Origin of the sequence: Micromonospora sp. NPDC093277, from assembly GCF_044765245.1 — a bacterium.
GTDB lineage: Bacteria > Actinomycetota > Actinomycetes > Mycobacteriales > Micromonosporaceae > Micromonospora.
In genome coordinates, this window is sequence record NZ_JBIWJO010000006.1 from 140,055 (window position 1) to 154,043 (window position 13,989).

Consider the following 13,989-nt stretch of genomic DNA (forward strand, 5'->3'; position numbering starts at 1 on the left):
GCTGGGTTCATTGCCCCGGCACCGGTCGCCTGAATCACCCTCGGGTTTCCGGCGGCGTAGCTACGGTCGGAGCAGTGGGTGGTCATATCGGGGTGATCGAGGCACTCAAGGCGGATCCCGCCATGTCGGGCCTGCGCCGGTCGCTGGAGGCGTACTACGGGGACCCGGCCCGGGAGGCGGCGATGGACGCCTTCTACGCGCGTTTCGTCCGCCCCGGCGACCTGGTGTTCGACGTCGGGGCGCACGTCGGCGACCGGCTCGGCAGCTTCCGCCGGCTCGGTGCCCGGGTGGTGGCCGTCGAGCCCCAGCCGCTCTGCGTCCGGGCGCTTCGCGCGCTCTACGGCGAGGACGACCGGGTGACGGTGATCGAGGCCGCCTGCGGGGCGCGAGAGGACCGCGTCCGGCTGCACGTCAACTCCGCCAACCCAACGATCTCCACCGCCTCCCCCCACTTCGTGCGGGCCGCGGCCGGCGCCGACGGCTGGGCGGACGAAACCTGGGACGCCGAGATCGACGTCGCCGCCACCACGCTCGACCGGCTCATCGCCGCGCACGGCGTACCGGCCTTCGTCAAGATCGACGTGGAGGGGTTCGAGGACGCCGTGCTGGCCGGGTTGAGCCGGCCGCTGCCGGCGGTGTCGTTCGAGTTCACCACGATCGCCCGGGAGCTGGCCCCACGCTGCCTCGACCGGCTCACCGGGCTCGGATTCACCCGGTTCAGCGTCGCGCTCGGCGACGAGATGGGCCTCGCGCTGCCGGACTGGCTGCCGGCGGTGGAGGTGGCGGCGTACCTGCGGGCGTTGCCGCACGAGGCCAACTCCGGCGACGTGTACTGCGTGTCAGAGGAGCACCCGCGGCGGCCGGCAACGTCATAGGCCTGGCAACCGGGCGACCGGGACGGCATCGAAGCTGCACAGCGGGCAGGTCCGCGATCCACTTCGGGGCCCGGCGCCGTGGCCACTTTTTTAAGCTTTTGAACTTAGCCGTGTTTTGTTACCTGGCCGTGATTGACGTGACCGGCACCACTTCGATTCACTGCGATGGAACCGGTTCCGCAACCGGTTCCGAAACACCCGCCTCACCGCTACGACTCGGGAGGTTCACGTGCCGATCACCATCGCCGACGTCGCCGCCCGAGCCGGGGTGAGCAAGACGACGGTCTCCCGGGTACTCAACGGCAAGGGCGAGGTGCACGTCCGCACCGCCGACCGGGTGCGCGCCGTCATCAGCGACCTGGGGTACGTGCCGAGCGCCCGCGCGGTCGGCCTCGCCAGCGGCCGGACCGGGATGGTCGGGATGCTGGTGCCGGCGCTGACCTGGCCCTGGATGGGCGAGGTACTGCAGGGCGCCGTCGACATGGTGGAAAGCGCCGGGTACGGGCTGTTGCTCTTCACCTGCAACCGCGGTGAGGAGTCGCTGCGGCAGTTCGCCTCACAGGTGTCGGCGAAGTCGTTCGACGGGCTGCTGGTCATCGAGCCCGAGGGCAGCCTCGACTACATCGCCGAACTGCACGGCCGCGGCCTGCCGGTGGTCCTCATCGACGACCGCGCTCACCAGCGGCCGTTCCCGTCCGTGGCCACCACCAACCGCAGGGGCGGCGAGTCGGCCGCCCACCATCTGCTCGACCTGGGTCGGCGTCGGCCACTGGTGATAAAGGGCTGCGAGGAGTTCGGCTGCACCCAGGAGCGGCTGGCCGGATTCGTCGAGGCGTACGACGCCGCCGGCCTGCCGCTGGATCCGCGGCGCGTGGTCGGCGGCGATTTCACCTTCGGCTGCGGCAGCCGCGCCGTCAGAGGGCTGACCGAGGCCGGCATCGACTTCGACGCGGTCTTCGCCCACAACGACCTTTCGGCCGGCGGTGCCCTGCAGGCGATCCGCGAGACGGGTCGCCGGGTCCCGGATGATGTCGCGGTCGTCGGTTTCGACGACGTCCCGTACGCGGCGCACACCGAACCACCACTGACCACGGTGCACCAACCGATGCGCGAAATGGGAGAGGCCGCGGCCCGGATGCTCCTGTCGCACTTCGCCGGTGTGCCGCTGCCCGACACCCCCAGCATCATTCCCACCACCCTGATCGTCCGCGGCTCGACCGGAGCGTCGCTACCAGGCGACCGCCGAGCCGTCGGACCGCGCCGGCCTGAGCCGGAGCCGTTCCAGCAACAGATCCGCTGACCCGGCGGGGCGTCCCCACGTCCCGTCGCGGTGACTCACACCCCGTTTCCGCCATCGAACCCACCGAACCCACCACGACCGGGAGGAACACATGCGCGTCAGACGCAGCCTCGCTCTCGCCCTGGCGAGCGTGACGGCGTTGGCCACGCTCGCCGCCTGCGGCGACAGTCCGAACGCCAACAAGAACAAGGCCCAGGCGGCCACCGTGCTGAATGCCGGCATGCCGAACGGCTCACAGACCGAGAACCACAACCCGTTCCTCACCACCTCGGCCGGCGCGAAGCTGGGCTACCGGTGGCAGATCTACGAGCCGCTGATGATGTGGAACCCGGTCAAGCCGGCCGACCCGATGAAGCCGTGGCTGGCCACCAAGGCCGAGTGGTCGCCGGACTACACCTCGGTCAAGGTCACCATTCGCGACAACGCCACCTGGTCGGACGGCCAGAAGCTCACCGCCGAGGACGTGGCGTTCACCTACAACCTGATCAAGCAGTACCCGGCGCTGAACGACCAGGGCGTGCCGTACACGGACGCGACGGCGAGCGGCAACGAGGTCACCATCAAGATCGCCGGCTCGCAGTTCGTCAACCAGCAGAAGGTCCTGTTCCGGGTGCCGATCGTCCCCAAGCACATCTGGGAGAAGATCAGCGACCCGACGACCGACATCAACAAGCAGCCCGTCGGCAGCGGCCCGTACACGCTGAAGTCCTTCACCCCGGCCACCACGACCCTCACCGTGCGGGACAGCGGCTACTGGCAGGACCTGCCGAAGGTCAAGGAGCTGCGCTTCACGTCGTACACCGACAACAGCGCGCAGACCACCGCCCTCGCCAACGGCGAGTCGGAGTGGAGCTTCGTCTTCATCCCCAACTACAAGGCCGTCTTCGTCGACAAGGACCCGGCCCACCACAAGGTCTGGGCGCCGCCGGTCCTGGGCATCCACGGTCTGTACATCAACACCACGAAGAAGCCGTTCGACGACCCGGTGCTGCGCCGGGCGATGAACATGGTCATCGACCGTGAGGACATCTTCAACACCGCCGAGGCCGGATACTTCCACCCGCTGGTGAAGAGCGTGACCGGTCTGCCCAGCCCCGCCGGTGACTCGTTCATCGCTCCGGAGTTCCAGGGCCAGGAGCAGAAGGTCGACGTCGAGGGCGCCAAGGCGCTACTCACCGGTGCCGGCTACAAGCTCGACGGCAACACCCTCAAGGACAAGACCGGCAAGCCCGTCAAGCTGACCCTGACCGACCCGTCCGGTTGGTCCGACTACCAGACTAGCCTCGAGATCGTGAAGGGCAACCTGTCCCAGATCGGCATTGCCGCCACCATCGACAAGGCCAACGAGGGCGCCTGGTTCGCGAACATGGAGCAGGGGCACTTCGACGCCGCCTTCCGGTGGACCGAGGGCGGCGCCACTCCCTACGACATCTACCGCACCATCATGGACGGCGCGCAGCTCAAGCCGATCGGTACCGCCTCCCCGGCGGGTAACTTCGGCCGCTTCAACAGTCAGGAGGCGACCGATGCCCTGAAGGCCTACGCGAACGCGACGGACGAGGCCGCCCGTACCGCCGCGATGAGCAGCCTGCAGAAGATCTTCGTCGAGCAGATGCCGATGATCCCGGTCGGCGCGGATCAGGTCGGCGGCGCGTACAGCACGAAGAACTGGGTCGGCTGGCCGGACGAGTCGAACCCGTACGGCGCGTTGCAGCCCACCCAGCCCAACGCGCTGGACGTGGTCCTGCACCTCAAGCCCGCCGGTAGCTGATCCGCGGCACCGCCTCCCCGGCCGGCCGCGGCCGGCCGGGGAGGCGGATCCCCTGTTCCCCACCCATCACGGGTAACCCCACGGTGACGAAGACACCCCCGAAGACAGGATCTCGGCATGACGTTGAGCGAAAGCCCGGCGGCGCCGGTCAACGAGGTGGTGCTGGAGGCCGTCAGCCTGACCAAGCACTTCCCCGTCCGCAAACGGCTGCGTGACCTCGTGTCCCGGACGCCGGCAGCCGTCCACGCCGTCGACGACGTATCGTTCGCGCTACGCCGCGGCCAGGTGACCGCGCTGGTCGGTGAGTCAGGCTCCGGCAAGTCCACGGTGGCCCGGCTGCTGGCCCAGCTCTACCGCCGCACCGCCGGCGACATCCGGCTGCACGGCGGGTCGAGCAGGGTCCGCGGCGGCCGGGCGTTCCGATCGTACGTGCGACGCGTCCAGCTGATCCTGCAGGACCCGTTCGCGTCGCTCAACCCGGTGCACACGGTCCGCTACCACCTCACCCGGTCGCTGCGGATCCACGGCAACGCCGGCCGCACCGCCGAGGACCTGGACAAGGCCCTCGCCGATCTGCTCACCCGGGTCAGTCTCACGCCACCCGAGCGTTACCTGGACGCGTTCCCGCACGAGCTCTCCGGTGGTCAGCGGCAGCGCGTCGCGATCGCCCGGGCGCTCGGCGCCGACCCGGAGGTGCTGCTCGCCGACGAGCCCGTCTCCATGCTCGACGTCTCGATCCGCCTCGGCGTGCTCAACCTGCTGCGGGACCTCAAGGAACGGCTCAACCTCGCCGTCCTCTACATCACCCACGACATCGCCTCTGCCCGCTACTTCGCCGACGAGACGATCGTGATGTACGCCGGTCGCCTCGTCGAGGGCGGGGACAGCGAGACGGTCACCCAGCACCCCGCGCACCCGTACACCCGCCTGCTCATCGACTCGGCGCCCGACCCCGACAGCATCACCGGTGCCGCGGACGCGACCACGCGGGACCGCGGCGACGGGGAGCCGCCCAGCCTCATCCGGCCGCCGGCCGGCTGCCGTTTCCACCCGCGCTGCCCGCACGCCATGCCCCGCTGCACGGTCGACCTGCCGCCCCGACTGGAGATCGCCGACCGGCCCGGCCACTGGGCGGCGTGCTGGCTCTACGACCCGGCCGCCGTCGCCGCCGAAGGCCCGTCGGGGGAGGCCCGATGAAGTTCCTGCTGCAACGCGTCGCCTTCTACCTGTTCACCGCGTGGGCGGCGATCACGCTCAACTTCTTCATCCCGCGCATGATCCCGGGCGACCCGGTCCAGGCGCTCATCTCGCGCAACCAGGGCCGGATCAGCGCGGACGCCGTCCAGTCGCTCCGCGTGCTGTTCGGGCTGGACAAGAACCAGGGCCTCTGGGGACAGTACGTCGAATACTGGAAGCAGCTCCTGCACGGCGACCTCGGGTTGTCGTTCACGTTCTTCCCGACGCCGGTGTCGACGGTCATCAGCGACGGCCTGCCGTGGACGGTTGGCCTGGTCGGCATCACCACGATCGTCAGCTTCTTCGTCGGCACAGCGCTCGGCGTCGGCGCCGGCTGGCGGCGCGGCTCGTGGATCGACGCCCTGCTGCCGGCCACGACGTTCCTGTCCTCGATTCCGTACTTCTGGCTGGGGCTCGTCGCGATCGCCCTGTTCGCCGGCCCGGGCAGCTTCTTCCCGTCGTCGGGCGGCTACGAGCCGGGCCTCGTGCCGGCGTTCGACCAGTACTTCATCCCGAGCGCGATCCAGCACAGCATCCTGCCGGCCGCCACCATCCTGATCTCCTCGATGGCCGGGTGGCTGCTCAGTATGCGCAACATGATGGTCACGGTGTCGTCCGAGGACTACATCACGGTCGCCCACGCGAAGGGCCTGCCGGAGCGCCGGGTGGCCCTGAGCTACGCGGCCCGCAACGCGCTGCTGCCCAACGTCTCGGGGTTCGCCCTGTCGCTCGGGTTCATCGTCGGCGGCACCCTGCTGGTGGAGATCGTCTTCTCCTATCCGGGTCTCGGCTTCCAGCTCTTCCAGGCGGTCGGCGCCAAGGACTACCCACTGATGCAGGGGATCTTCCTGATCATCACGATCTCGGTGCTGGTGGCGAACCTGCTCGCTGACGTCGCATACCTGCTTCTCGACCCGCGGACCCGAAAGAGTGGCTGAGCGATGACGATCTCACCGTCGAGTATCGAACAGGTCATTCCCGGCCAGGGCGCGATGGCCCAGCCATCGGCCGCACCGGGCGGGGTGAAGCGGCGCCGGTTCCGGTTCGTGGCCAACGCCAAGGCCGCATCCGGTCTGGTCATCCTGGCCGTCTACGGCCTCTTCGCGATCATCGGCCCATGGGTGGCGCCGTACGACCCGGACGGTCGCAGCGGCGACGTCCTGCAGGCGCCGTCGGCCGAGCACTGGTTCGGCACCACCCATCTGGGTCAGGACATCTTCAGCCAAATCCTGGTCGGCACCCGCAGCGTCGTCCTCGTGGGCCTGATCGCCGGGGTCCTGGCGACGATCCTGTCCATCGTCATCGGCGTGACCTCCGGCTACCTCGGCGGGATGGCCGACGAGGCCGGCTCGGCGCTGTCCAACGTGTTCCTGGTCATCCCGGCGTTGCCGCTGATCATCATCGTGACCTCCATCGTGGATCAGGCCAGCGACACCTTGGTCGCGCTCATCATCGGGTGCACGTCGTGGGCGTGGGGCGCCCGCGTGCTGCGCGCACAGACGCTGTCCCTGCGTAAGCGTGACTACGTCGAGGCGGCGCGGGCCACCGGCGAGCGGACCTGGCGCATCATCGGGTTCGAGATCCTGCCCAACCTCACCGCGATCATCGCGTCCGGCTTCGTCGGTACGGTGATCTTCGCGGTCATGTCGGAGATCACTCTCGCGTTCATCGGCATCTCTTCGGTCTCCTCGTGGAACTGGGGCACGATCCTGTTCTGGGCGCAGGGCCAGCAGGCTCTCTCCCAGGGCGCCTGGTGGTGGTTCGTCCCCGCCGGCCTGGCCATCGCGCTGCTGGGCACCGCCCTCGCCCTGATCAACTTCGGCATCGACGAGTTCGTCAGCCCCCGGCTGCGCAGCGGCGGCCGGGCCCGGATCCGCACCGCCGACGGGCGCACCGCACGGATGCGGATCGGTTTCACCCCCGTCGTGGCGCCGCCGGCGGCCGTCCCGTCTCCACGCCGGCCGGCCACCGGAGAAGAGGCCGGGCAGTGAGCGCGAGGAGTGCGGCGGGGCGCGGCCCCGCAGCCGCGAACGTTGGAGGACACCCTGTGAGCGAGCCGGTCCTGGAGATCCGTGGGCTCTGCGTCGACTACGGGCTCGGCGACGACGCGGTGCACGCGGTCCGCGACGTCGACCTGACCCTGCACCGTGGCGAGGTGCTGGGGCTGGCCGGAGAGAGCGGCAGCGGCAAGTCCACCCTGGCGTACGGGCTGACCCGGCTACTGCCGCCGCCTGGCGTGGTCAGCGGCGGGCAGGTGATCTACCGCCCGGTCGACGGACCGCCGGTGGACGTGCTGACCCTGACCCCGGCGAAGCTGCGGCAGTTCCGCTGGGCGGAGACATCCATCGTGTTCCAGGGGGCGATGAACTCGCTCAACCCGGTGCACCGGATCTCCACCCAGCTGCTCGACGTGATCAAGGCACACGAGCCGAAGAGCACGGCGGCGGGCCGACGGGCTCGGGCCAAGGACCTGCTGCGCCTGGTCGGCATCTCCGCCGACCGACTGGACAGCTACCCGCACCAGCTCTCCGGCGGGATGCGGCAGCGCGTCATGATCGCCATGGCGCTGGCGCTGGAGCCGCAGCTGGTCATCATGGACGAGCCGACCACCGCGCTGGACGTGGTGATGCAGCGGCAGATCCTCGGGCAGCTCGCCGAGCTGCGCCAGCGGCTGGGCTTCGCGGTGCTGTTCATCACGCACGACCTGTCGCTGCTGGTGGAGTTCTCCGACCGCATCGCCATCATGTACGGCGGCCGGATCGTCGAGCAGGCGCCCGCCGTCGAGCTGTACCGACGGCCGCTGCACCCGTACACCGAGGGGTTGTTGCACTCCTTTCCGGCGCTGCGCGGCCCTCGCCGCGAACTGACCGGGGTGCCCGGCTCGCCACCCGACCTGCGCGCCATGCCGAGCGGGTGCGCGTTCCACCCGCGCTGTCCGAAAGCGTTCGGTCCGTGCGACAAGGAGTTGCCGCCGCTCGGCCCACCCGTCGACGACCATCCGGGGCGGGCCCTCGCCTGCTGGCTGCACCCCACCGCCGCGCCGGCCCCCCGCTGAGCCACCACCACCGAAAGAGCATGTTCGCGACCGCGAGGAGAACCATGGACACCCCTCTCACCCAGCCGACCACCGACGGCTCCAGGTCGCAGCGCGGCGTCAGACGCGCCGAGCTGGAGCCGTCGCACGGGCAGGCCGACCCGATCGACAGCCTTCCGCCGACCTTCCGGTGGGGGGTGGCGACCTCGTCGTACCAGATCGAGGGCGCGGTGGCCGAGGACGGCCGCACGCCGTCCATCTGGGACACCTTCTGCCGCGTCCCCGGGGCGGTGGCCAACGGCGAGAACGGTGACGTGGCCTGCGACCACTACCACCGGATGCCGGAGGACGTGGCGCTCATCGCCGGGCTGGGCCTGGACACGTACCGCTTCTCGGTGGCCTGGCCGCGGGTGCAGCCGGGCGGGCGCGGGCCGGCCAACCCGGCCGGCCTGGCGTTCTACGACCGCCTGGTGGACGAACTGCTCGGCCGGGGCATCGACCCGTGGGTGACGCTCTACCACTGGGACCTGCCGCAGGAACTCGAGGACGCGGGCGGCTGGCCGCACCGGGACACCGCCCACCGGTTCGCCGACTACGCCGAGCTGGTCTTCACCGCGCTCGGCGACCGGGTGAAGACCTGGACGACGCTGAACGAGCCGTGGTGCTCGGCGATGCTCGGATACGCGTACGGCGAGCACGCGCCCGGCCGGCGGAACCTGGGCGACGGGATCGCCGCCGCCCACCACCTGCTGCTCGGCCACGGGCTGGCGACGCAGCGCCTGCGTGCGGCGGCGACGACGCCGATCGAGCTGGGCCTCACGGTCAACCTGGCCACCGCCGACCCGGCCACCGACAGCGCGGCCGACCGGGACGCCGCGCGGGCCTCCGACGGCCTGGGCAACCGGCTCTACCTGGATCCCCTGTTCCACGGCCGCTACCCCGAGGACGTGGTGGCCGACCTGGCCGCCGAGGGGATCCGGATCCCGGTCCAGGACGGCGACCTGACGGTCATCGCCACCCCGATCGACGTGCTGGGCGTCAACTACTACTTCGGGCAGGTCTTCTCCGGGGTGGACGAGCAGGGGCGGGAGCGGGACGACGAGGGCCGGCCGGTGCGCCGGGTCGTCCGGCGGGACCTGCCGCGCACCGCGATGGACTGGGAGATCGTCCCGAACTCCTTCACCGACCTGCTGGTCCGGTTGAGCCGGGACTACCCGGGCGTGCCGATGGTGATCACCGAGAACGGGGCGGCGTTCGACGACCGGCCGGACGCCGACGGGTTGGTGGCCGACGACGACCGGGTGGCCTACCTGACCGAACACCTGCGGGCGGTGGCCCGGGCCCGGCAGGCCGGTGCCGACGTGCGCGGCTACTTCGCCTGGTCGCTGCTGGACAACTTCGAGTGGGCATACGGCTACGACAAGCGGTTCGGCATCGTCCGGGTGGACTACGACACCCAGCGGCGGACGCCGAAACGCAGCGCGCAGTGGTACCGGGACACCGTCGGGCGGGTGCGCGGGCAGCGCTGATCCGGCCGTACGGGGCGGCCGTACGGGAGGGCTCCCGGGCGGCCGCCCACCGTGCCCGGGCACCCTTTGGGCACTTCGGCCCGCGACTCAGTGGGTCCGCGCCCGGGTCCGGCGCGCCGGCTGCGCCGTGGTTACCCGGACGACCGGGCCGCGCGGCACACCGCCGTCGCGCAGCAGCCGGGCCATCGGCAGGGTGGCGGCGCCCATCGCGACCGCGTCCGGTCCGAGCCGGCACAGCTCGATCGAGGTCTGGGCGTACGGCTGGCGCAGCGCGTGCCGGGCGGTGGCCGCGCGGATCTGCGGCAGGTAGCGCTCGCCAAGGGCCAGCCCGGCCCAGCCGCCGAGCACCACCCGTTCCGGGTTGAAGAGGTTGACCAGGTTCGCCACCCCGGCGCCGAGGTAGCCGACGGTGTCGTCGAGCACCTTCGCGGCCGTCCGGCTGGTGGACCGTAGCAGCTCGCCGAAGGCGGTCTCCTCGTCGCCGCCGGCCGCCGGGCGGCCCCGGTTGGCCTGCCGGAACCGGTCGAGGACCCCCTCCGCCCCGACGTACGCCTCCAGGCAGCCGAGGTTGCCGCAGCGGCAGCGGCGGCCGCCGTACACGATCGTGGTGTGGCCCCACTCGCCGGCGCTGCTGTGCGCGCCGCGGTAGCCCACGCCGTCGGCCACCACGCAGGCCCCGACGCCGGAGCCGACCAGGGCGATGACGGCGTGCCGGACGCCCCGGCCGGCGCCGAACCACATCTCGGCCTGGCCGAGGGTCTTCGCGCCGTTGTCGAGGTGGACGGGAATCTCGGTGCCCGCGCGCAGCAGTGCCCCGAGCGGCACGCCGTCCCAGCCGAGGGTCTGCGCGTGCACGACGGCGTCGGGGGTCCGCTCGACCGTCCCGGAGACCGCGACGCCGAAGCCGAGCACCGCGGTGGGGTCGACGCCGGCCTGCTCGATCACCGCGTCGAGACCGTGCAGCAGGTGGGTGGCCACGTCGCGCGGGTCGGGGCCGGTGGCGGCGATCGGGTACTCGGCCTTGGCGAGGGCGGTCATCGCCAGGTCGAAGAGCTCGACCTGGACCCGGGTCTCGCCGACGTCGGCGCCGACCAGGTAGCCGTAGCCGGGGGCGACGCGCAGCAGCACCCGGGGGCGGCCACCGTCGGACTCGACGGAGCCGGCCTCCTCGACGAGCCCCTCGGCGATCATCTCGCCGACCAGGTTGCTCACGCTGGCCAGGCTCAGCGCCGTGGTCTGGCCGAGTTCATGGCGGCTGAGCGGCCCGTCCAGCCAGATTCGGGTGAGCAGCACCGATCGGTTGGCACGGCGCATGTCGCGCACGGTGGTGCGTCTGGCGTCCACGTCCGCCGCCGTCCTCTCCCCGGGCGCCGCCCGGCGGCGGCCCCCGTTCACCCCATGAAACAAGTGGTGACAGCGTACTGCGCATTTACATTTAACAAACCTAACTGATAGCCTGCGGCCCATCGATGAGGAGGTATATGTCATGCGACTTCGACGTGGACTGACCGCCCTGCTCGGTGGCGTCGCGCTGCTCGCCGTCACCGCCGCCCTGCCCGCCGCCGTCGGCCTCGCCGCCGCCGACGCCCACACCGCGCTGGTCGCGTGTAGCGCCCCGGCCTGGGCCGAGGGCGTCACCTGGACCGCGGGCAGCAAGGCCACCTACGCCGGCCGCCTCTACCAGGCGCTGCAGACCCACACCCCGCCGGTCGGCGCCGGCTGGACCCCGCCCGCCGTCCCGGCCCTCTGGACCGACCTCGGCGCCTGCGACGGGGCCCCGTCCCCGACCCCCACCACGACCAGGTCCCCCTCCCCCACACCGACGCCCACCCCGTCGCCCACCCGCACGCCGACGCCCACCCCGACCACATCGAGCCCCCCGCCGGGCGGTGACACCTGCACGCTGAAGTCGCGACCGGCCGGCAAGGTGCTCCAGGGCTACTGGGAGAGCTGGGACGGCGCGGCCAACGGCGTGCACCCCGGGCTCGGCTGGATCCCGCTCACCGACTCGCGCATCCGGACGCACGGCTACAACGTGGTCACCGCCGCCTTCCCGGTGATCCGCGCCGACGGTACCGTGCTCTGGGAGAACGGCATGGACGCCGGCGTCACGGTGCCCACCCCGGCCGAGGTGTGCCAGGCCAAGGCCGCCGGCCTGACCGTCCTGCTGTCCATCGGCGGGGCCACCGCCGGCATCGACCTCGGTTCGGCCACGGTCGCCGACCGGTTCGTCGCCACCGTGGTGCCGATCCTCAAGCGGTACAACTTCGACGGCATCGACATCGACATCGAGACCGGGCTCACCGGCAGCGGGAACATCAACCAGCTCTCCACCTCGCAGGCCAACCTGGTCCGCATCATCGACGGGGTGCTCGCGCAGATGCCCGCCGGGTTCGGCCTCACCATGGCCCCGGAGACCGCGTACGTCACCGGCGGCAGCGTCACCTACGGATCCATCTGGGGGGCGTACCTGCCGATCATCAAGCGGTACGTGGACAACGGCCGGCTCTGGTGGCTGAACATGCAGTACTACAACGGCAGCATGTACGGCTGCTCCGGCGACTCGTACCCGGCCGGCACCGTGCAGGGCTTCGTCGCGCAGACCAACTGCCTCAACACCGGCCTGGTGGTGCAGGGCGTCACCATCCGTGTCCCGTACGACCGGCAGGTCCCCGGCCTGCCCGCGCAGACCGGTGCCGGCGGCGGGTACCTGGCGCCGTCGCTGGTGACGCAGGCGTGGAACACCTACCAGGGTGGCCTGAAGGGGCTGATGACCTGGTCGATCAACTGGGACGGGTCGAAGGGCTGGACCTTCGGCGACAACGTCAAGGCCCTGCAGGGCCGGTGATGCCGGTGGGGCCCGCAGGCGCGTGGCCCCACCGGACCACGGCGCGCCGGGCCGTCCGTGGACGGCCCGGCGGGGCCGGGGTCAGGCCTGCTTCTGCTGACACGGTACGCAGAAGCGGGCGTGCGGCAGCACCTCGAGCCGCTCGGTCGGGATCGGCGTCTCGCAGCGCGCGCAGGTGCCGTAGCTGCCCTCGGCCATCCGGCGCAGCGCGTCGCCGATCTGCGCCAGGCTCTGTCGGGTCGCGGCGATCAGCGCGGACCGGGTGTGCGCCTCGCCGGGGTCGCCGGTGTCGGCCGTGAGTTCGGTGAGGCGGGCGGTCTGCGCCTCGAAATCGGTGGTCAGCGTGGCCCGCAGCCGCGTGATCCGCTCCTGGCCGGCGGCGTCTCGGAGGTCGGTGCTCAATGTCGGATCCCTTCCGGAAAAAGAAAAAGGGCCGAAGCCGAATGGCTCCGCCCTGGTGGCGTACTCACGGGGTGCGAATTTCCCGGAGGGCCACGGCCGGTGGGGATCGGGCTCGGCAGGCCGTGAATGGGCGCAACCGCATGCCGCGGGCAGGGCACGACAGCAGACGTCACCGTGGTGACGTTGATCGGCTGCCGGACCGGATACATCTGTTCACCATAGGCGGCCCGGGCCAGGACGCCAACCGCATTGCCACTTCCCGGGACCACCGGCCAACGCGGCGGCCCGGTCCGGGTTGCCGGGCTCGCCGTCCGCTCCGCCCACCGGTCGGCGGCCTGCGTCACGGCTGCTCCGGGAACAGCTCACCGAACCACCGGCGGCCCACCTCGAACACGTCCCGCACGGCCAGCCCGGCGGCGCGGGCGGTGTCGTGCACCGCCACCGTGTCCAGCCGCGCCCAGCGGAAGGCGTCGCTGCGGCGTACGTCGCCCGCCGGGGAGCGGGAGGTCAGCCGGGCGTGTCCGCGCCACAGCCCCGGACCCGGAGGTTCCAGCTCGACGAGGACGGTGCCGCCGGCCCGGATCAGCGCCCGGCACCGCCGGAGCAGTGCGTACGGGTCACCGCCGATACCGATGTTGCCGTCGACGAGCAGGACGTGCGCCCAGCGACCCTCGCCGGGCAGGGCGGCGAAGACGTCGCGGTGGACGGCGACCGCCCCACGCGCCCGGGTGAGCCGCACCGCGTACGGGGAGATGTCGACGCCGACCGCGGTGCGCCCGGCCCGGGCCAGCGCGAGCGTGAGCCGGCCCGGGCCGCAGCCGACGTCCAGGGTCGGGCCGGCGCACCGGGCGACGACGGCGGCGGTCGCCGGCTCGGGCGGACCGTGCCAGCGCCGTACCGGCAGCCGACGACCTCGGCCGTCGGCCTGCGTGAGCCAGTGCACGCCCGGCTGCGGGCGCAGGGCCGGCGCGAAGACGTCCTCGATCTCGTCGGG

At 71.5% G+C, this 13,989-nt stretch carries 12 protein-coding genes; 9 read left to right on the forward strand and 3 right to left on the reverse strand.

The features are described 5' to 3' along the window. The first annotated feature begins 122 nt into the window (after positions 1–122). From ACIRG9_RS15170 to ACIRG9_RS15205, 8 genes are all read left to right on the forward strand, one after another. The gene (locus ACIRG9_RS15170; RefSeq protein ID WP_402856057.1) at positions 123–875 is read left to right on the forward strand and encodes an FkbM family methyltransferase; all 753 of its coding nucleotides are present in this window, start codon (positions 123–125) and stop codon (positions 873–875) included. Positions 876–1,104: 229 nt separating this feature from the next. Further along, a complete protein-coding gene (locus ACIRG9_RS15175) occupies positions 1,105–2,175 on the forward strand; it encodes a LacI family DNA-binding transcriptional regulator (protein WP_402855302.1) in 1,071 nt (356 codons plus the stop codon). A gap of 91 nt (positions 2,176–2,266) precedes the next feature. Then, complete coding sequence (locus ACIRG9_RS15180; RefSeq protein ID WP_402855305.1) at positions 2,267–3,946, forward strand: ABC transporter substrate-binding protein; 1,680 nt, start codon at positions 2,267–2,269, stop codon at positions 3,944–3,946. A gap of 117 nt (positions 3,947–4,063) precedes the next feature. Then, the gene (locus ACIRG9_RS15185; RefSeq protein WP_402855308.1) at positions 4,064–5,143 is read left to right on the forward strand and encodes an ABC transporter ATP-binding protein; all 1,080 of its coding nucleotides are present in this window, start codon (positions 4,064–4,066) and stop codon (positions 5,141–5,143) included. Then, complete coding sequence (locus ACIRG9_RS15190; protein WP_402855311.1) at positions 5,140–6,120, forward strand: ABC transporter permease; 981 nt, start codon at positions 5,140–5,142, stop codon at positions 6,118–6,120. The genes ACIRG9_RS15185 and ACIRG9_RS15190 overlap by 4 nt, the downstream gene beginning before the upstream one ends. A 3-nt stretch (positions 6,121–6,123) precedes the next feature. Further along, positions 6,124–7,173 carry an ABC transporter permease gene (locus ACIRG9_RS15195; protein ID WP_402855314.1) on the forward strand — a complete coding sequence of 350 codons (1,050 nt, stop codon included), beginning with the start codon at positions 6,124–6,126 and terminating at the stop codon, positions 7,171–7,173. A gap of 56 nt (positions 7,174–7,229) precedes the next feature. Further along, positions 7,230–8,237, forward strand: a complete 1,008-nt coding sequence (locus tag ACIRG9_RS15200; protein WP_402855317.1) for an ABC transporter ATP-binding protein — start codon at positions 7,230–7,232, stop codon at positions 8,235–8,237. A gap of 44 nt (positions 8,238–8,281) precedes the next feature. Then, positions 8,282–9,745 (forward strand): GH1 family beta-glucosidase, encoded by a 1,464-nt coding sequence (locus ACIRG9_RS15205; RefSeq protein WP_402855320.1) that lies wholly within the window; start codon positions 8,282–8,284, stop codon positions 9,743–9,745. A gap of 87 nt (positions 9,746–9,832) precedes the next feature. Here the strand turns inward: ACIRG9_RS15205 and ACIRG9_RS15210 are convergent, their stop codons facing one another. Next, positions 9,833–11,089, reverse strand: coding sequence for an ROK family protein (locus ACIRG9_RS15210; RefSeq protein WP_402855323.1), 1,257 nt, complete (start codon positions 11,087–11,089; stop codon positions 9,833–9,835). A 142-nt stretch (positions 11,090–11,231) separates the two neighbouring features. Between ACIRG9_RS15210 and ACIRG9_RS15215 the strand changes: the two genes are divergently transcribed. After that, complete coding sequence (locus ACIRG9_RS15215) at positions 11,232–12,593, forward strand: glycosyl hydrolase family 18 protein (protein ID WP_402855326.1); 1,362 nt, start codon at positions 11,232–11,234, stop codon at positions 12,591–12,593. Positions 12,594–12,674: 81 nt separating this feature from the next. On the opposite strand, the gene ACIRG9_RS15220 is transcribed toward ACIRG9_RS15215, so the two are convergent. Beyond that, the gene (locus tag ACIRG9_RS15220; RefSeq protein ID WP_402855329.1) at positions 12,675–12,995 is read right to left on the reverse strand and encodes a TraR/DksA family transcriptional regulator; all 321 of its coding nucleotides are present in this window, start codon (positions 12,993–12,995) and stop codon (positions 12,675–12,677) included. A gap of 340 nt (positions 12,996–13,335) precedes the next feature. Then, positions 13,336–13,980 carry a class I SAM-dependent methyltransferase gene (locus ACIRG9_RS15225; RefSeq protein WP_402856060.1) on the reverse strand — a complete coding sequence of 215 codons (645 nt, stop codon included), beginning with the start codon at positions 13,978–13,980 and terminating at the stop codon, positions 13,336–13,338. Positions 13,981–13,989 lie beyond the last annotated feature (9 nt).